Origin of the sequence: Pseudarthrobacter sp. R1, from assembly GCF_024494415.1 — a bacterium.
Taxonomy (GTDB): Bacteria; Actinomycetota; Actinomycetes; order Actinomycetales; family Micrococcaceae; genus Arthrobacter.
Window position 1 is genome coordinate 216726 of sequence record NZ_JAMKFI010000004.1, and the last position, 17891, is coordinate 234616.

The 17891-nt window shown below is 65.9% G+C and carries 20 protein-coding genes; 3 read left to right on the forward strand and 17 right to left on the reverse strand.

Going from position 1 to position 17891, the window contains the following annotated elements; all coding sequences use genetic code 11:
• Positions 1 to 7 precede the first annotated feature (7 nt).
• The 3 genes from M8J71_RS04060 to uraD all read right to left on the reverse strand — a co-directional run bounded on the left by M8J71_RS04060 (position 8) and on the right by uraD (position 1246).
• Positions 8 to 322: a hypothetical protein gene (locus M8J71_RS04060; protein WP_163165856.1), complete on the reverse strand. Its 315-nt coding sequence runs from the start codon at positions 320 to 322 to the stop codon at positions 8 to 10.
• Between the two features lie 91 nt (positions 323 to 413).
• The gene (uraH, locus tag M8J71_RS04065) at positions 414 to 752 is read right to left on the reverse strand and encodes a hydroxyisourate hydrolase (RefSeq protein WP_256246715.1); all 339 of its coding nucleotides are present in this window, start codon (positions 750 to 752) and stop codon (positions 414 to 416) included.
• Positions 749 to 1246, reverse strand: coding sequence for a 2-oxo-4-hydroxy-4-carboxy-5-ureidoimidazoline decarboxylase (gene uraD, locus M8J71_RS04070; RefSeq protein ID WP_256246716.1), 498 nt, complete (start codon positions 1244 to 1246; stop codon positions 749 to 751). Before uraD ends, uraH begins: the two co-directional genes overlap by 4 nt.
• A gap of 249 nt (positions 1247 to 1495) precedes the next feature.
• Here uraD and M8J71_RS04075 point away from each other — a divergent pair, with 249 nt between their 5' ends.
• Complete coding sequence (locus M8J71_RS04075; RefSeq protein WP_256246717.1) at positions 1496 to 2728, forward strand: sensor histidine kinase; 1233 nt, start codon at positions 1496 to 1498, stop codon at positions 2726 to 2728.
• Positions 2729 to 2759: 31 nt separating this feature from the next.
• On the opposite strand, the gene M8J71_RS04080 is transcribed toward M8J71_RS04075, so the two are convergent.
• The 5 genes from M8J71_RS04080 to M8J71_RS04100 are packed head-to-tail and all read right to left on the reverse strand — an operon-like array spanning position 2760 to position 6815.
• A complete protein-coding gene (locus M8J71_RS04080; protein ID WP_163165861.1) occupies positions 2760 to 3185 on the reverse strand; it encodes an ATP-binding protein in 426 nt (141 codons plus the stop codon).
• A complete protein-coding gene (locus tag M8J71_RS04085; RefSeq protein ID WP_256246718.1) occupies positions 3178 to 3510 on the reverse strand; it encodes an STAS domain-containing protein in 333 nt (110 codons plus the stop codon). Before M8J71_RS04085 ends, M8J71_RS04080 begins: the two co-directional genes overlap by 8 nt.
• Positions 3500 to 5470 carry a glycosyltransferase family 2 protein gene (locus tag M8J71_RS04090; RefSeq protein ID WP_256246719.1) on the reverse strand — a complete coding sequence of 657 codons (1971 nt, stop codon included), beginning with the start codon at positions 5468 to 5470 and terminating at the stop codon, positions 3500 to 3502. The genes M8J71_RS04085 and M8J71_RS04090 overlap by 11 nt, the downstream gene beginning before the upstream one ends.
• The gene (locus tag M8J71_RS04095; RefSeq protein ID WP_256246720.1) at positions 5467 to 6579 is read right to left on the reverse strand and encodes a PP2C family protein-serine/threonine phosphatase; all 1113 of its coding nucleotides are present in this window, start codon (positions 6577 to 6579) and stop codon (positions 5467 to 5469) included. The genes M8J71_RS04090 and M8J71_RS04095 overlap by 4 nt, the downstream gene beginning before the upstream one ends.
• Positions 6580 to 6626: 47 nt before the next feature.
• Positions 6627 to 6815 carry a hypothetical protein gene (locus M8J71_RS04100; protein ID WP_256246721.1) on the reverse strand — a complete coding sequence of 63 codons (189 nt, stop codon included), beginning with the start codon at positions 6813 to 6815 and terminating at the stop codon, positions 6627 to 6629.
• A 48-nt stretch (positions 6816 to 6863) separates the two neighbouring features.
• Here M8J71_RS04100 and M8J71_RS04105 point away from each other — a divergent pair, with 48 nt between their 5' ends.
• Positions 6864 to 7262, forward strand: coding sequence for a hypothetical protein (locus tag M8J71_RS04105; RefSeq protein ID WP_256246722.1), 399 nt, complete (start codon positions 6864 to 6866; stop codon positions 7260 to 7262).
• Positions 7263 to 7455: 193 nt separating this feature from the next.
• Here M8J71_RS04105 and M8J71_RS04110 read toward each other — a convergent pair whose 3' ends face one another.
• Positions 7456 to 8031: a GNAT family N-acetyltransferase gene (locus tag M8J71_RS04110; protein WP_256246723.1), complete on the reverse strand. Its 576-nt coding sequence runs from the start codon at positions 8029 to 8031 to the stop codon at positions 7456 to 7458.
• Positions 8032 to 8075: 44 nt separating this feature from the next.
• Positions 8076 to 8480: a hypothetical protein gene (locus tag M8J71_RS04115; protein ID WP_256246724.1), complete on the reverse strand. Its 405-nt coding sequence runs from the start codon at positions 8478 to 8480 to the stop codon at positions 8076 to 8078.
• Positions 8481 to 8577: 97 nt separating this feature from the next.
• On the opposite strand from M8J71_RS04115, the gene M8J71_RS04120 reads away from it, so the two are divergent.
• The gene (locus M8J71_RS04120) at positions 8578 to 10074 is read left to right on the forward strand and encodes an MFS transporter (RefSeq protein ID WP_256246725.1); all 1497 of its coding nucleotides are present in this window, start codon (positions 8578 to 8580) and stop codon (positions 10072 to 10074) included.
• 174 nt (positions 10075 to 10248) lie between these two features.
• On the opposite strand, the gene bcp is transcribed toward M8J71_RS04120, so the two are convergent.
• From bcp to M8J71_RS04155, 7 genes are all read right to left on the reverse strand, one after another.
• Positions 10249 to 10755 (reverse strand): thioredoxin-dependent thiol peroxidase, encoded by a 507-nt coding sequence (gene bcp / locus M8J71_RS04125; RefSeq protein ID WP_256246726.1) that lies wholly within the window; start codon positions 10753 to 10755, stop codon positions 10249 to 10251.
• An 81-nt stretch (positions 10756 to 10836) separates the two neighbouring features.
• Entirely contained in the window at positions 10837 to 11523 is a 687-nt protein-coding gene (locus M8J71_RS04130) for a winged helix-turn-helix domain-containing protein (protein WP_256246727.1), read from the reverse strand.
• Positions 11524 to 11532: 9 nt separating this feature from the next.
• A complete protein-coding gene (allB, locus tag M8J71_RS04135; protein WP_256246728.1) occupies positions 11533 to 12876 on the reverse strand; it encodes an allantoinase AllB in 1344 nt (447 codons plus the stop codon).
• Complete coding sequence (locus tag M8J71_RS04140) at positions 12869 to 14083, reverse strand: glycerate kinase (RefSeq protein WP_256246729.1); 1215 nt, start codon at positions 14081 to 14083, stop codon at positions 12869 to 12871. Before M8J71_RS04140 ends, allB begins: the two co-directional genes overlap by 8 nt.
• A 2-nt stretch (positions 14084 to 14085) precedes the next feature.
• On the reverse strand, positions 14086 to 15864 hold the full coding sequence (gene gcl, locus M8J71_RS04145) for a glyoxylate carboligase (RefSeq protein ID WP_256246730.1): 1779 nt from the start codon (positions 15862 to 15864) through the stop codon (positions 14086 to 14088).
• A 146-nt stretch (positions 15865 to 16010) separates the two neighbouring features.
• Entirely contained in the window at positions 16011 to 16889 is an 879-nt protein-coding gene (locus M8J71_RS04150) for a 2-hydroxy-3-oxopropionate reductase (RefSeq protein ID WP_256246731.1), read from the reverse strand.
• A gap of 123 nt (positions 16890 to 17012) precedes the next feature.
• Positions 17013 to 17813, reverse strand: a complete 801-nt coding sequence (locus M8J71_RS04155) for a hydroxypyruvate isomerase family protein (protein WP_256246732.1) — start codon at positions 17811 to 17813, stop codon at positions 17013 to 17015.
• Between the last annotated feature and the right edge of the window lie 78 nt (positions 17814 to 17891).

Sequence of the window (17891 nt, forward strand, 5' to 3'; positions counted from 1 at the left end):
ACCGGGGCTAGGGCTGCGGATCCGTATCCGGTTCAGAGTCCGGGACGGACTCCACGACGGCCCGCTGCTGCCGCTTGACGCTTCGCCGGTCCAGGATGAGCGCTACTACGGCACCCAGGACCGCGCCGGCGGCCGCGAACAGCACCAGGAAGAATCCGAAGACCGAGCCGGCGTCGAAGCTGGGCGTTTCCGGCAGGCCGTAGGCCACTACTGCCGCAGCGGCGATACCCACCAGTGCGCCCAGAATCAGGAACGGGACGTACTTGGGCGCACGGCGGACGGTGATTTCGCGGCGCTCGGCGGAGGGTTGTTCAGAAGGCATGCATCAAGCCTACATTTCCGCCGTTGACCTATCACTTACGGTTGCCAAAACCGCGGACTGGGGACCATTAGTGATAGGGCAACGGGGTGGGTCAGCTGCCGCGGTAGGTGGAGTATGCGAACGGGCTCAGCAGGAGGGGGACGTGGTAATGCTCGGGGCCTGTGACTTCGAACACCAGGTCAACCTCCGGGAAGAACGTGGCGGTCTGCAGGCCGGCGTAGTAGCTCCCGGTGGCGAAGTTGAGCTTGTAGTGTCCGGGTTCCAGCCGCTCCGGGCCCAGATCCTTCGCGCGGCCATCGGCGTCGGTCGTGGAGCCGGCCAGTTCCTGCCAGCTGCCGCCGTCGTTTTTGTACAGCACGACGGCGACCCCTGCCGCCGGGCGCCCGGCGCCTGTGTCGAGGATATGCGTGGTGACGTGGGAGACGCTCATTCGGTAATCAGTCCTTCAAGCCGCAGTACGGCGATCTCGCGCAGCTGCTGGGCCACGATGGTGTCTTCTTCGGCCGGGGGGTTTTCCAGCCGCTCCTTCAGGGACTGCAGGATTTCCGGGGCCGTGCGGCCGGCGGCGCGGATCAGGAAGACACGGCCAAACTTTTCCTCGTACTCCCTGTTTCCCTGGGCCAAAGCCTCTGCCAGCGCGGTGTCCGCCGGATCTACCCCTGCCTGCTCGGAACGGGACATGGACGCTTCGGTGGTGGCCGCCGTCGGCCGTTCGCCGATCCGCGGGTGATGCGCCATGGCGGACTCAACCTCTTCGGATGTAAAGGGGTTGGCGGCAACGGAAGCGAAAGCGAGCAGGGCCTCCTTGGTGGGGAAGGGCCGGGCGGCGGCAACTGCGTCCACCCAGCGCTGGACGTCGATGCAGGGCCTGAGGGTTTCCGCAGCCCTTGCAGGGTCCGCGATATTGAATTCGGCAAGCTTCATGCTGGCTGGTTCCTCGGTGACAAATGCTGGCATCCATGGTGACGGCTATGCGGAGGCCGGACTTCGGCACCCAAGCATCGGCAACGCCAGCTTGAGGCTTCCGCATCATGGAACTGTTATTTCAGCATACGTAATATTGAAGTTGAGCGTGGGGGTGGTGTCAAGAGACTACCGCAGGCGTCTGGCCGGACGGGTATCATCGCGGAAGAGCTTTCGGCTCGACGATAATGCTGGGGGCTCAAGAAGAATATGGACGCGACAGCTATGCAAATGCTGACCGATCAGGATCCGCGGGACCTTGAGCTGCGGGATTATGGGCTGCTCCCGGACGCTGCGGGACAGATTCCGGAACTGGTTGACGAACAGGCCCGTGGTGCCCTCAACAACCTGGTGCGCCTGGCCGCCTCGCTCTGCGGGGTGCCCTACAGCGTTGTCAACATCATCACGTCCAGCCATCAGCTGCAGATCGCCGCCTCCGGGACCGATGCCGGCATGTGCTCACGCGAAGACTCCATGTGCGCCAGCGTATTCCTTGAACCAGGAACCACAGTGGTGCGGGATGCCTCGCAGGACCCCCGGTTTGCCGCAAACCCGTTCGTGACAGGGGAGATAGCCGACGTCCGCTTCTACGCCTCCGTGCCGTTAAGGACCGCCAGCGGGCTGGTGCTCGGCTCGTTGTGCGTGTTCTCCGAGGGCGCCGAACTTCCCAGGCGCGAGCAGATTGATGTACTGGAGGTGCTGGCGCAGCAGGTAGTGGAGCTTCTCGAGCTGCAGCACCGCACCCTGCAGCTCAATGAGGCCCTGGCCGAGCTGGAGCGCAGCAATGAGATGCTGGCCGAGTTTGCCGGCCGCGTCAGCCACGACCTCCGTGCTCCGCTCACCACCATCCTTGGTTATGTGGAGCTGGCCGAGGATGATCCCGAAATTCCCCAGGACCATCCGGTTAAGGAGTACCTGCAGCTCATCGGCAGCGGCGGGCAGCGGATGCTGGGCACTCTGCAGGATGTACTGGACTACTCCCGGGCAAACGGGCAGCTGAACCGCGAACGGGTGTCACTTCTGGCTGTGACGGCAGAGGCGGCCCAGGACCTCGGTGTGAGCCTCGGCCTGGGCAGCGGCATCCTGTGCGAGGATGCCCAGCTGTATGCCGACCGGTCGCAACTGCGCACCATGGTGCAGAACCTGCTCGCCAACTCCCTGAACTACCGGGACTCCCAGCGGGACCTTCGTGTGGCTGTCACCGCCACAAGCTGCCCCCGCGGACTCACCGTCCACGTCGCCGACAACGGCAAGGGCATCCTCCCCGCCGACCGCCCCCGGGCGGTAGAGCCTTTGGTGCGGCTGAACCGCCCCGGCGACGGTCCCGGGACAGGGCTGGGCCTGGCCACGTGCCGCCGGATCGCGCAGGCGCACGGTGGAGAGCTCACCATCAGTGACACTCCGGGCGGCGGGACCACCGTTTCGGTGACGTTCCCGAACTAGCACCACCACCGCCCCACCCTCGCTGAGGGTTCTAGTCCTGCTGCGAGGTCCGCGACAGGACCCAGGTGTTCGTGCCGTCCTGCCGCTCGAAAGTGACCGTGGTGACCAGGGCCTGGATCAGCGCCAGCCCCCGGCCGGACTCGGCCTCCTCGCCCGGCCTGGCCGGTTCCATCGGGCCGAACGGTGGCTTGGCGTGATAGGCACTGACCCGCGCCTGCAGCAGCGTCGGCCGCACTTCGATGTCCACGCCCAGCTCCACCGGCTCCTGCCCGGCCGGCTCCGCATGCTGGACAATGTTCGACGCCGACTCGATCACCGCCGTCGTGAACGTCATCTGGTCCATGTCCTGCACGAAGGGGACGTCTAGCCACAGGCTGTCGAGATCATTGTGGACGGACTCAATCGCGTCCCCGGCGGCCAGCCCGCGGAAGCTGCGGGATGCCAGGACCTCAGTCATTGCTGAACGCCTCTTCGGCTGATCCGTAGGCAGTGAGGACCTTGTCCATGCTGGTCAGCTGCAGGACCATTTTCACCTGCGGCTGAACCGCTGCGATCCGCAGGTCCCCGCCTGCCTGCCGTGCCGCCTTGAGGCAGCCGATGAGCGCGCCGAGGCCGGAGGAGTCCATAAAGGCCGTGTTCTCCAGGTTCACCACAATCCGGTTGGATCCATCGGCGATGACGCCGGTAACAAACTCGCGGAGCTTGGGCGCAGAGACCATGTTCAGCCGCCCCTCCGCCTTGACCTCCGCATACGAGTCCTTGACCTCATAGCTAAACTCCATCGGCATTCCTCTCTGTAACAGCCGGCTCTGCGGCCGGTTCATAACCCTTATAAAGCACTGCGCGGACCAGGATGCTCATGACCACCAGGTCGAAGATGACCCAGGCGACGTTCACCAGGGTGCCCAGCGGTTCGGCAAGGCCGTTCGCCAGCCGAATGATTCCGACGACGGCAGCCACGGCCAGCAGCACGGACACCACGATCTGTGGCTGGATCAGGCTCCAGCCGGGTCCGCCGCTCTGGCGGGCCTTGGGGGTGACGGCAAACCCGAGGGGACGGCCGAACCAGACGTTGCGGGCCGCCGTCGAGCACGCCTTGATCCAGGTGGGGAACAGGGCGAGGCTGTACTGCTGGCCGCGCCAGGTGGGAATGCCCCGGCCGGCGACGGCGAACAACAGCTGGTTGACCACCATGAACGGGATGAACCGGATGAAGAAGTCCCAGCTCAGGCTCGTAACCGGCAGGATGCCCAGCAGCAGGTAGATGATGGGGGCGGCGAAGTAGATGACCGCCGTGTAGCCGCTGAGGTAGGTCCACATGGTGGCGAAGTACATCAGCCGCTGGCCCAGCTTCAGGCCCTTCTGGACGAGCGGATTTTCGCGGAGCAGCACCTGGATGGTGCCCTGGGCCCAGCGGAGGCGCTGGGTGAGCATGGTCTTGAGGTCCTCCGGTGCCAGGCCGTACGCCAGGACCTCGTGGTGGTAGACGCTCTCCCAGCCCATGGCGTGCATGCGCATGGCCGTGGCCATGTCCTCGGTGACGGAGATGGTGGCCAGCGGCATCACGGGCTGGGCTTCGTCGTTGCGTTCCACCGAGAGCGCGTCCAGGACGGCCTGCACGGATTCCAGGACTCCGAGAGGTGACCAGTCGCGGGCGGACATGCGCTGCACGGCGTCGTCGGCCACCACCGGAACGCCGGACTCGCCCACATGGGCCAGTTCCATGGCGGCGATTTCTTCGAGGTCGGCCTGGAGGGCTTCGACGTCGGCCATCACCAGGGTCTGCACGGCCGCGTCCACGCGCCTGCGGACGCGGTAGGTGATTTCGCTGAGCGGCTGGCCGGCGTCCAGTTCGTGCTGCGCCTCCCGCGTGGCTGCCTCCACCTCGTCGAGCACCTGGACCACCAGCGGCGTCTCCACGTCCGCAGACTTCCGGGCCTGCTTGATGGCGGAACGGGAGGCGGCCAGCGCCCGTCGGATGCTCTTCTGGGTTTCCTTCACGTAGCCCACCAGGCCCAGCTGCATCAAGGCCTCGCGGCGCAGGATGGCGTTGGAGCCGCAGAAGAAGGCGGCGTTCCAGCCGTCCTTGCCCTGCTGGATGGGGCCGTAGAAAAGCGGTGCCTGGCTCCCGAGGGGGTCATCGGCGGGCACGTTGCTGAAGTACTGCGGTGTCTGGACCAGCGCCACCCGGCGGTTGTTGAAGTAGCCGAGCGTTTTTTCGAGGATGTCCGGCTCGGGGATCTGGTCCGCGTCCAGGATCAGGAGGAACTCGCCGTGCGTTTGCATCAGGGCGTTGTTCAGGTTGCCGGCCTTGGCGTGCCGGGGGACGTTCGAGGTCCAGTCCTCGCTGCGGGTGACATAGCCCAGGCCGTGCTGCTCGGCGAGGGCCTTCAGCTCGGGCCGTGCGCCGTCGTCGAGGATCCAGGTGTTGTGCGGATGCCGGATCTTCTGGGCGGCCAGTGCTGTGGTCATCACCATGTCCAGGTCTTCGTTGTAGGTGGTGATGAAGACGTCCACGGTGGCGTCATGCGGGGGCGGCGGCGCGCCCTTGCGGATTTTCAGCTTCCAAACCGTCATGCCGAAGAGCATCACATCGATCAGGCTGTAGGTTTCGGCGACCACCAGCGGCACGGCGATCCACCACGCGTCCCAGTTGAGGGAGGCAGCCCAGCGCCAGGCAATGTAGTTGACGCCGGTGATGACCGTCAGGACCACCACCAGGCGGGTCCAGAAGCGGGTCATGCGGTTGCATCTTCCGGCAGCCGGCGGACCACAACCACCGTGACGTCATCCTCCGCTGTCTCGGCCGGGGCGAGTGCCAGGATCGCGGCGCTGGCTCCCTGCGCAGAATCCCCACTTTGGGCGGCACGGCCCACGGCTTCGGTGAAGTCCTCCACGGAGCCGAAGACGTCCAGCACGCCGTCACTGACCACCACCAGCGAATCTCCCGGGGCGAGCTCCAGTGATGACTGCGGCCAGGAACTCCCTTCCCAGGCGCCCACCGGCGGGCCGCCGGAAGGGAGGCGGTGACCCGTGCCGCCGGACCGGACGTGCAGCGCAAGCCCGTGCCCGGCGTCGACATAGCTGACCGTTCCGGACGCCGCGTCCAGCCTCGCGTGGAACAAGGTGACAAAGGAGTTGGAGGAGTCCAGGTCCGTGGCGATGGCCTTGCTGGCGGTGGCGAATGCCCCGTCCAGGTCCTGCCGGTGACCGGTGGAGCGCATGACGGCGCGCACCGTTGCTGCGATGAGCGCGGCACCCATGCCCTTGCCCATGGCGTCGGCGAAGGTCAGGTGGAGTCCGTCCTGCGTCTGGTACCAGTCATAGAAGTCGCCGCCCACGTTGCGGGACGGGCGGAACATGCCGGCCACGTCGTAGCCCTCCACGCGGATGTCCTCCTTGGGAAGGAGGCTTTGCTGGACCTCCGTGGCGCGCTCCAGGTCATCGCGGGCGGCGGAGTCCGCGGCGGCGGATGGCCTGCGGCGGAAGAGCGCGTTGATCCTGGACTGCAGTTCCCGGGGGCTGAACGGCTTGCTGATGTATTCATCGGCTCCGTTGTCCAGGCCGGTCAGCTTGTCCAGTTCGTCGGCGCGGGCCGTGAGCATCACGATGAAGGCATCCGAAAATTCGCGGAGCATCTTGCAGACTTCCAGGCCGTCGATGTCCGGCAGGTTCAGGTCCAAAGTGACCAGATCTGGCTTGCGGCGGCGGACTTCCTCCACACCGGGCAGGCCGGCGTCGGCCTCGGTGACGTCGAAGCCCTGCTTAACCAGGACGCGGACCAGCAGGCCGCGGATGTCCGGGTCGTCCTCAATAACAACGGCACGACGGATTTCGGAGGGAGAGACCATAACTCTACTTCTACCCTACAAACCGCCAGCGGCCGTGTCACAGCGCTTCACAGGGATGGATTCGCGGTTGTTTCCTTGCTCACGACGGCGGCTACGGCGGCGCCGGCGGCGACGGCGGCGCGGGGCGGGCCGGCCGGGGAGATCTTGCGTAAATCTTGGGACCCGCTTGCCTGGACGTTGAGGAAGGCCCGGGACACTCGAAGACAGGGAGCAGCTTCTTCCAATACGAGGGTCACAGACGATCCGTCCGGAGGCTGCACGGCTTGCAGGAAGGCGGAGCAGCCATGGGATACATCAACAAGAAAAACCAGACGACGGCGGGCGGGGCCGCTGTTGAACCGGCCCCAGCAGTGCCGGCTGGCTCAGAACCGAAACCCCTGACATCAGAAGGGGAACCGGTGCCCGGCGACCTGTTGCAGGCAGCTGTGGACAAGGGCAGGGCGCTGCTGCGTGTCTACTTCCACTCACGGAAAGTGCGTGCCGCCGCCAATGCCCTGGCCCAGGCGCTGGCCGAATCGAGGGAGGCATCCAGCTGGCCGGGTGACCGGCTTCCTGTCGGCGCGGAGATGTCCGTGCAGGTGGAGAAGCTGACGCGCCGCCTCAAGCTGGAAACGGAGGCGCACAACAGGCTGGAGGCACTTTTCAAGAGTGTGGATTTGGGGCGTTCCGCAGCGGCGGTTTAGGTGCCACACTTGGGAGCAATCGAGTGGCTGGGGGTTACCGGGTCAGGAAATTGTTATGGGTTGGTGGACAGGTTGGGCGTACCTCATCGCGGGACTTATGACAGTCGACGCGCTGCTTCTGGCATTGTGGGCCATCGACGAGGACTGGCCCGGCAAATGGTGGAAAAAGCCCTGACACGCTGATCCAGGACCATCAACCTGTCAGGTCCAGCCGCATCAACACCCGCGGGAAGCCGTTGAGGACTGATTCGGTGTCCGCGGCCTTCGTGAAGCCGGCGTCCTCGAAAAGCTTTCGGGTGCCCACGTAGGCCATGGTGAGGTCGACTTTCCGCCCTCCGTTATCCACTGGGTAGCCCTCCACGGCTGCTGCCCCATGGCTGCGCGCCAGTTCGACCGCACCCTTCAGCAGGTGGTGGGAAATGCCCTTGCCCCGATGGCCCGGCCGTACCCGGATGCACCACACCGACCACACCTCCAGATCGTCCACGTGCGGGATCTTCCGGTTGCCGGCGAAACTGGTGTCGGCACGGGGGTGGACCGCTGCCCACCCAACTACCTCGCCGCCGTCGTACGCCAAAACCCCCGGCGGGGGATCCTGGGCCACCAGCTCTTTCATCAGGTCCCCGCGCTCCGTCCCGTGCAAGGCCTGGTTCTGTTTGGACGGGATCCGGTAGCTCAGGCACCAGCAGACGTTGGCGTCGGGCCGCTTGGGCCCCACCATCGTCCTGACGTCCTCGAACTCGGTGGCCGGACGGACCTCGATCGCCATGCGGCCATCCTGTCACCGGACCCCGGACGGGGCAACGGAGGCTCTTAATCCACAGCAACACGTCCGATGCTCCACGCCGCGACTTTGCGGAGGTCCACCCTGGTTGCTGGCATACGCACGTGGACTCCCCCTGACAGCAGTACAGGCTCAAGGAAGTGGATGTACCGGTCCTGCCTCGTCAACCCCACTCTCGGCTCCAGGGCCTCGAAAGCGTCAGCGATGGCAGGGCTGCCGATGCGGATTTGGTCATTCTGCCGCTGCACCCATGCCTGCTCCGAGACGACGGACCCGGAGATGACAGTGCCGTCAACTACAACGGTGAGCTCGATGGTGGCGTCATCGGCCGCGAACAGCCGGGTCAACAGCAGCACCAGGCGGTGGTCAACCCCGGACCGGGACTGCTCTGCACCCACTGCGGAGAATGCTTCTTCCATCGGATCGTCCGCCATGGTTCGTCCTTTCGTGGCCCGCGGAGCTGAATGCCCTCCCTTACGAGCTTAGTTTCCACCCTGTCGGCTCCGGTCAGTCCTCACTACACTGGGACGCATGACCGAGCAGGAACCGGCCCGGGGCAGGGCTGCTGCGGCTTCCGACGGCGGGGCAGGGCTTGGCGAGGACGTGGCCCTGGCCTCCACTCCTGGTGAGGACGGGGAAGCCCCGCACCTGGCGGACCCGGACGCCGTCGACACCTCCGTGCGCAGCCCGGCAGAAAGGTCCCGCACCTTCACCGGGATCCTGGTGAACACCGCTCTCGCCAACATCACCACCAGTTACCTGTGGTTCGCACTGACGTTCTGGGTGTACCTGGAAACGCGCAACGTAATCGCCACCGGGGTGGTGGGCGGCGCATACATGCTGCTGATTGCCCTTTCCAGCATCAGCTTCGGCACCTTCGTGGACCGCTACCGCAAGCTGGCCGTGATGCGCTTCGCCGCCGCCTTCACCCTGGTGATGTTTGTGCTGTCCGGGGTGATGTTCCTCCTGACGCCCGCGTCGTCGCTGCTGGACCTGGCCCAGCCCTGGTTCTGGGTGTTCACCCTGGTCATCCTGATCGGGGCGGTGGTGGAGAACCTGCGCAACATCGCGCTGTCCACCACTGTCACCATCCTGATCGAGCCGGACCGGCGGGCCAACGCCAACGGCCTGGTGGGGATGGTGCAGGGGCTGATGTTCCTCATCACTTCCGTGCTGTCAGGGCTGTCGGTGGGGCTGCTGGGCATGGGGTGGACCATCGTGGTCGCCCTCATGCTCACGGCGCTCGCCTTCGCACACCTGCTCACCCTCCGCATGCCTGAGGAGACGCAGGTCGCGGCCACCGATGCGCACGGCGGGTTCGACCTTCGCGGCGCCTACGCAGCGGTGCTGGCCATTTCCGGCCTGTTCGCCCTGATCCTGTTCTCCACGTTCAACAACTTCATCGGCGGCGTCTACATGGCGCTCATGGACCCCTACGGCCTGGAGATGTTCCCTGTGGAACTCTGGGGCGTTTTTCTGGCTGTAGGCTCCAGCGGATTCCTGATCGGCGGGGCGCTGATCGGCAAGTTTGGCCTCGGGGCCAACCCGTTGCGCACCCTGCTCCTTGCGGTGGTCGTCATGGGAGTCCTCGGCGCCGTGTTCACCCTCCGGGAGTGGGCATGGCTGTACGTCGTCGGAATCTGGCTGTACCTGACGCTGGTCCCCGTTGTGGAGGCCGCCGAGCAGACGGTGATCCAGCAGGTGGTTCCGCTGCCACGGCAGGGCCGGGTGTTCGGTTTCGCCATGGCGTTTGAGTCTGCGGCGGCGCCTATCACGTCCTTCCTGATTGCGCCGATCGCCCAGTTCTGGATCATTCCCTACGCACGGTCGGCAGACGGCGCGGCCCAGCTGACCCCGCTGCTGGGCGAGGGCACCTCCCGCGGCATTGCCCTGGTGTTCCTTATCGCAGGGATCATTATGGTCATCGCCGCGCTGCTGGCTTTCCTGACCCCCGTGTACCGGCGGGTGTCGGCCGAATATCAGCAGGCGGCCGCAGAGGCTAAGGCTACGGCGGACACGGACGCGTAGGGCGCCAAAGCAGCAGGATGGCTTGCCGCCGCGATTGTGCCCTTAACGCCGGGACGCTCCCGCCGTATGGACTGGTCCATAAGTGCGAGAGCGTCCCGGGAAAAGGCGCGTTAGGTGCGAGAGCGTCCCGTGAAAATGCGCGTTAAGTGCGAGAGCGTCCCGCGAAAACGCGCGTTAAGTGAGAGAGCGTCCGGGGGAGAGCTCGATTCCCAGGGCTTCCTTCAGCGCAGCAACGTGACCGTCGGCCTTGACCTGGTACTGGGCCAGCGTGACTTTGCCTTCGGGATCCAGCACCACGGTTGAGCGGACGATGCCCTCGGTGATTTCGCCGTTGACCAGCTTCTCGCCCCAGGCGCCGTAGGCCAGGGCGACTGCGTGGTCCTGGTCGGACAGCAGCGGGAATGTCAGGGAGAAGTCGCCGGTGAAGCCTGCGAGGGCCTCCGGTGCATCGGGGGAGATGCCGATGACCTCGTAGCCTTTGCCCTGCAGGGAGGCCAGGCTGTCGCGGAAGTCGCAGGCCTCGGTGGTGCAGCCGGGGGTGGCGGCCTTGGGGTAGAAGTACACGATGACGTTCTTGCCACGGTAGTCGGCCAAGGCAGTCTCGCGGCCCTGGGCGTCCTGAAGGGTGAAATCAGGGGCCTGGGTTCCGGGCTGAAGCTTGGTGGTCAGGGTCTGGCTCATGGCGTTCCTTTGGAAGACTTTGTCAGTTACTGGCAAAACATCAAGTGAAGCGGCTTCCCGCTCAGTCATACAACTCCGGCGTCATATGCAGTATTCCGCCGGGCCGCGGACGGTTGCGCGCTGCCCCGGCACAAACCGGTACCCGCCGCCCCGGACAGTGGCCACGGCATGGCGTGCATTTCCGAGTTTCCGCCGGATCCGGCCCACGTACACGTCGATGGACCGGGCCGAGGCGCCGGGGGTTTCGAACGAGTCCAGGAACTGCTGGAGTTCCTCCCTGCCCACAGTGCGCGACAGGTGGGTCACCAGGTACCGGAGCACCTTGAACTCGACGCCGGTCAGCGGCACGGGGCGGCCGTCCAGCAGCACGGCGTCGGCAGCCAGGTCCACGGCAACCCGGCTGACGGGACCGGCCGACGGCGGCAGCCGGGTGCCGCCGTCGTCATCGCTGTGTGCCTGGCCTGGACCGCCGGGGTTCTCCGCCGCGGAGGGAGGCTGAGAGGAGTCGTCTGCGGCTCCTTCCGCCGTGGCGGAGACCCCGGACGTGGGAGCTCCGGCGGCAGGCCAATGGACTTCCGCCTCCGGAGCAGTTTCGAGGGCCCGGGCAAGGACCAGTTCGGCGGCGCGGGCGAGGAGTTCCGGGCTGGTGCCTTCCCCGGGAACCACCCACACGGCGAGGCCCCGGGCAGCCGCCGCCGGCGCGGCAGCACCCCGGACGGCTAACATCGGCCGTGCCACCGTCCGCGGATGGTGGGCTTCCACTGCCATGGCGCGTCCCTAGACTCCGCCGCGGCGGATCAGCTTGCCCGTGGGGGTTTGGCCGTCCACCACGGCGCCGCGCAGGAACGTCTTGCGGACCACTCCTGAGAGGGCTTTGCCGTCGTAGGGGGTGATGGGGTTCTTGTGCTTGAGCTTGGACACGTCCACCACGAACGCCTCGTCCGGGGCGAACACGGCGAAGTCGGCGTCGTATCCCAGGGCCAGCTGGCCCTTTTTGGAGAGCCGGGCCAGCGCTGCCGGCTTCTCACCCATCCAGGACACCACCTGCTCCAGCGGAATGCCGCGGTGCCGTGCCTCGGTCCAGATCAGGGACAGGCCCAGCTGCAGCGACGAGACGCCGCCCCAGGCGACGGCGAAGTCACCGTTCTCCAGATCCTTCAGATCGAGGGTGGAGGGGGAATGGTCCGAGACGATGCAGTCGATGGTGCCGTCCTGCAGGCCCTGCCACAGCAGCTCCCGGTTGGAGGCCTCGCGGATGGGCGGGCAGCACTTGTAGGCGGTGGCGCCGTCGGGGATTTCCTCGGCCATCAGCGTCAGGTAGTGAGGGCACGTCTCCACGGTCAGCTTCACGCCGTCGCGCTTGGCGGACGCAATCATGGGCAGGGCGTCCGACGACGAGAGGTGCAGGATGTGCGCACGGGCACCGGTCCAGCGGGCCCGCTCGATGACCTCGGCGATGGCCTTGTTCTCGGCGCCGCGGGGGCGGGAGGCCAGGAAGGTTTGATAGTGGTCGCCGCCGGGATGCGGCGCGCGGTCGATGGCATGGGAGTCCTCCGCGTGGACGATCATGAGGGAATCGAAGGACTTCAGCTCGGCCATGTCCTCCTCCATCTCATCCGCGTCCAGGTGCGGGAACTCGTCCACACCGGAGTGCAGCAGGAAGCACTTGAAACCGAAGACGCCTTCGTCGTGCAGGGCCCGCAGGTCACCCTTGTTGCCGGGGATCGCACCGCCCCAGAACCCAACATCAACGAACGCCTGGTCCTCGGCCACCTCGCGCTTCAGCTTGAGGTTCTCCACCGTGGTGGTGGGCGGGACGGAGTTCAGCGGCATGTCGATGATGGTGGTCACCCCGCCGGCAGCGGCAGCACGGGTGGCGGAGGCGAACCCTTCCCACTCGGTGCGGCCGGGCTCGTTGACATGGACGTGGGTGTCCACCAGCCCGGGGATCAGGGTTTCGTCGTCGGCGAGTTCAATGACCTCGGCGCCGGCCAGGCCGTTGCCCAGCGGTTCGAGGGCCACGATTTTTCCGCCGCGGACGCCCACTTCGCGGGGTGCCAGGCCGGCGGTGGTGAGGATGCGCTGGCCGCGGATGACCAGGTCAAAACGTTCTTCAGACATGGAGGTCCTCCTTGGTGGTTGCGGGACGGGACAGCGTGTTCGCCGCCAGCCTTCCGCTGATCTGGGTGCCCAGCTGCTCCAGAAGCTGCGCTGCCTCTGCTATGCACCTGTCTACATTGCTTTCAAGCTCGGTCAAAGCGTAAACGTCCTCGAATCCGGCAGCGGTTGCCTGGCCCGGTCCAAGCGTGGTCCGGCCGCATACCGCGATCACCGGGACACCCTGGGCTGCGGCTGCCCGGGCAACACCCATGGGCGTCTTGCCCAGCAGGCTCTGTTCGTCCAGGCTGCCTTCGCCGGTGATCACCAGGTCGGCGCCGGCCAGCCTCTGCTTCAAATCTGTGAATTCCAGGACGACGTCGATGCCCGGGCGGCGGGTTGCGGCGAGTACGGCGATGGCGGCGTAGCCAACGCCTCCTGCCGCTCCGGCGCCCGGGGCTTCCGCTGCCTTGATGGCCCTGTTATTAGGGCCGTCGGGACCGATTTCCCTGGCCAGGACTTCGACAAACCTGGCCAGGGCGGCGTCGAGCATGTCGACGTCCTGTTGTGTGGCGCCCTTTTGCGGGCCGAAAATCGCCGCGGCGCCTTGGGCGCCGAGCAGGGGATTGTCGACGTCGGACGCCAGCACAAAGCGTGTGTCCTTCAGCCGGGGTTCAAACCCGCTGAAGTCGATCCGGTCCAGGCTGGCCAAGGCGGCACCCCCGGGCGGAATATCGATGCCCTTGGCATCAAGGAACCTGGCGCCGAGCCCCTGCAGGACGCCTGCACCGCCGTCGGTGTTGGCACTGCCGCCCACGCCCAGGACGATGCGGTTGCAGCCTGCGTCAAGGGCGGCGGTGATCAGCTGTCCGGTGCCCAGGCTGGTGGCGGTGGCGGCCGCCGTCGAGCCTGGCCGTCCGTTTACCAGTGCGCCGGCGGGGAGCAGGGCCAAACCCGAGGCCGCCGCCATTTCGATGACCGCTTCATTGCCCCGGACAGCGAATTCGGCCGTTACCGGTTCGCCGGTTGGTCCGGTAACCACCGCGCTGCGGCGGATGAAGCCGGAGCCGACGGCGGCGTCGAGGGTGCCCTCACCGCCGTCGGCTACTGGAATCCGGACCACGTCAAGGTTGCCGCCCGCCCCGCGCTGCAGCCCCTTTTCCAGGTGGCTGCAGACCTCCGTCGTGGACAGGGATCCCTTGAACTTGTCCGGGGCAATGATGATGCGCATGTTTAGCCCTGCAATGCCAGGATGGCGGTGGGGGCGTCGGCAGCGGTCTCGGCCAGTTCCTCGAACTCGTTCACGGCGTTGATTTCCACGCCCATGGAGATGTTGGTGATCTTTTCCAGGATCACTTCCACCACCACGGGAACCTGGAATTCACCCATCAGTGCCTTGGCCTTGTCGAACGCGGCGGCGAGGTCATTGGGGTCCTCCACCCGAACGGCCTTGCAGCCCAGGCCCTCGGCCACTTTCAGGTGGTCCACGCCGTAGCCATTGGTTTCCGGCGAGTTGATGTTGTCAAACGCCAGGGACACGTTCTGCTCCATGTTGAAGCCGCGCTGCGACTGGCGGATCAGGCCCAGGTAGGAGTTGTTCACCACAACGTGGATGTACGGGAGGTTGAACTGCGCGCCCACGGCCAGTTCCTCGATCATGAACTGGAAGTCGTAGTCACCGGAGAGGGCAACAACAGTCTCGTCCGGCTTGCCGCGAACGACGCCGAGGGCCGCCGGAGCGGTCCAGCCCAGGGGACCTGCCTGGCCGGCGTTGATCCACTTGCGCGGGCCGAACACGTGCAGCATCTGCGCGCCGGCGATCTGGGACAGGCCAATGGTGGACACGTAAATGGTGTCGCGGCCGAAGGCCTTGTTCATCTCCTCGTACACGCGCTGGGGTTTGATGGGGATGTTCTCGAAGTGCGTCTTGCGGTGCAGAGAGGCCTTGCGCTCCTGGCATTCGGCAACCCAGGCGCTGTAGTCCGGCAGGGACCCTGCTGCCTTGCGCTCCTTGGCGAGCTCAACCAGCCCGGCCAGCGCCGCACCGGCGTCGGACGCGATGCCCAGGTCCGGCGAGAACACGCGGCCGATCTGCGTGGGTTCGATGTCGATGTGCACGAACTTCCGGCCTGCCGTGTAGGTCTCCAGGCCGCCGGTGTGGCGGTTGGCCCAGCGGTTGCCGATGCCGATCACGAAGTCGCTCTGCAGGTAGTTCTCGTTGCCGTAGCGGTGCGAGGTCTGCAGGCCCACCATGCCGGCCATGAGCTGGTGGTCGTCCGGGATGGTGCCCCAGCCCATCAGGGTGGGGATGACCGGGATGTTCAGGGTCTCTGCCAGTTCCACCAGCTGCGCGGAGGCGCCGGCGTTGATGATGCCGCCGCCGGCCACGATCAGCGGGTGCTGGGAGACGGTGAGCATGTCCAGGGCCTTTTCCAGCTGCTTGCGGGAGGCCTTGGGCTTTTCGACGGGCAGGGGCTCGTAGGTATCGATGTCGAATTCGATCTCGGCCAGCTGTACGTCGATGGGCAGGTCCAGCAGGACGGGGCCGGGGCGGCCGGAACGCATCAGCTGGAAGGCCTTCTGGAAGGCGCCGGGAACCTGGCCGGGCTCCAGGATGGTCATGGCCATCTTGGTGACGGGCTTGGCGATGGACTCGATGTCCACGGCCTGGAAGTCTTCCTTGTGCAGCTTGGCAACCGGGGCCTGGCCGGTGATGCAGAGCATCGGGATGGAATCGGCCCAGGCGGCGTAGAGGCCGGTGATCATGTCGGTGCCGGCCGGGCCGGAGGTGCCGATGCAGATGCCGATGTTGCCGTCCTTGGCGCGGCTGAAACCGTCGGCCATGTGGCTGGCGCCTTCAACGTGGCGGGCGAGGGTGTGGCGGATGCCGCCGTGGGCCCGCATTGCGGAATAAAAGGGGTTGATCGCGGCGCCTGGCAGGCCGAACGCCTCGATGGCGCCTTCCTTTTCCAGGATGGCCACCGCTGCATCAACGGTACGCATCTTGCTCATGGTGTGCTCCTACTTAAGTCTGTTCGGGGGAAAGTCTGTTTTTGGGTGTGCTGAAGGGAGTTTTGTCCAGATATGCAGACTTAGAGGACGTGAAAGCCTGCGTATCTGGACAAAAACTTTGTGTGCTGGGTGGCTGGCGGCCGGGGTTACTCGCGGCCGCTGAGCTGGAGGACCTGCTTGAAGAGTCCCGAGTGGTCCAGGCCGCCGTCGCCCTGGTTGACGGTGGCGGCGACAAGCTGTGCGACGACGGCGCCGAGGGGGACGGCGACGTTGGCTTCGCGGGCGGCGGAGGTGACGATGCCCAGGTCCTTGTGGTGCAGGGCGAGGCGGAAGCCGGGGTCGAAGTTGCGGTCCAGCATCTTCTGGCCCTTCTGGTCCAGGACCTTGGAGCCGGCCAGGCCGCCGCCGAGGACCTTGAGGGCGGCGTCGGTGTCCACGCCGTAGGCCTCGAGGAAGGCGATGGCCTCGCCGAGGACCTCCATGTTGACGGCGACGATCAGCTGGTTGGCTGCCTTGACGGTCTGGCCGGAGCCGGAGGGGCCGACGTGGACGATGGTTTTGCCGACGGCGTTCAGGACGTCCGAGGCGGCGTCGAAGTCTTCCTTGTCGCCGCCGACCATGATCGAGAGGACGGCGTCGATGGCGCCCTGTTCGCCGCCGGAGACCGGGGCATCCAAGGGGCGGATGCCGGCTTCGCGGGCTTCATCGGCGAGCCGCTTGGCGACGTCCGGGCGGATGCTCGAGGCGTCGATCCACAAGGTGCCCTTCTTCGCATTGGCGAAGATGCCGTCCTTGCCGCTGACGACGCCCTCAACATCGGGGGAGTCCGGGACCATGGTGATGACGACGTCGGCATCCTTGACGGCGTCCGCGATGCTGGTGGCGCCCTTGCCGCCTTCGGAGACGAGCTTGTCGATTTTGTCCTGGCTGCGGTTGAAGCCGGTGACGCTGTGGCCGGCCTTGACCAGGTTGATGGCCATGGGCAGGCCCATGATTCCGAGGCCGATAACTGCAACGTTGCTCATGATGGTTCTCTTTCTGGAAGTCTGAGTGGTGATTGGGGAAGCCGGACCCAACTAGGTAGCGCTATCTGTCGTTATGAGGCTTCAAAACGACAGTTGGCGCTACTCAGTTGGGCGGGGTGAAGATTACTGGCTGATGCGCTGGCGGATGGCCCAGCTGAAGGCGGTTTCCTGCGGTTCCTTGTACTCGAGGCCGATGTAGCCTTCGTAGCCGAGTTCGCGGCTGCGAGCGATCCACTCGCCCAGCGGGAGGGTGCCGGTGCCGGGGGCACCGCGGCCGGGGTTGTCGGCAATCTGGATGTGGCCGAAGTCCTTGGCGTGATTTTCGATGACGGATTCGACGTCGTCGCCGTTGACGGACAGGTGGTAGAAGTCGGCGAGGAGCTTGATGTTGCCGACGCCGGCCTCCGCGTTCACGCGGGCGATGACCTTGAGTGCGTCGTCAGCCGTGAGGAGCGGGTACTTGGGTGCGCCGCTGACCGGTTCGAGGAGGACGGTTCCGCCAATCCTGGCGACGCCATCTGCAGCTGCGGCGAGGTTCTTGACAGCCAGTTCGTCCTGCTCCTCGGGGGTGAATTCGTCCTGCCGGTTGCCGTAAAGGGCGTTGAAGGCCTTGCAGCCAAGGCGCTCACCGATGCCCGCAACAACGTCGATGTTGTCCTTGAACTCGGAGCAGCGTCCCTTCCAAGACACCAGGCCGCGGTCGCCGCCGGGCATGTTGCCGGCGTTGAAGTTCAGGCCGGTGAGCTGGACGCCGGCATCCTTGATGGCGTTCTCGAATCCGGCGACCTGTGCGTCGGAAGGGACGGAGCTTTCGAAGGGCCACCAGAACTCGACAGCGTCAAAGCCTGCTGCCTTGGCTGCGGCGGGGCGCTCGAGCAGGGGCAGTTCCGTGAGGAGGATGGAGCAGTTCACTGTGTACGTCATCGTAGGTCCTTCCAAGGAGGGGCTTTGATCTATCTTCCCTTGCTTACCGGCCTGGCCGCCGTTTCCGCTTTGTGGAAT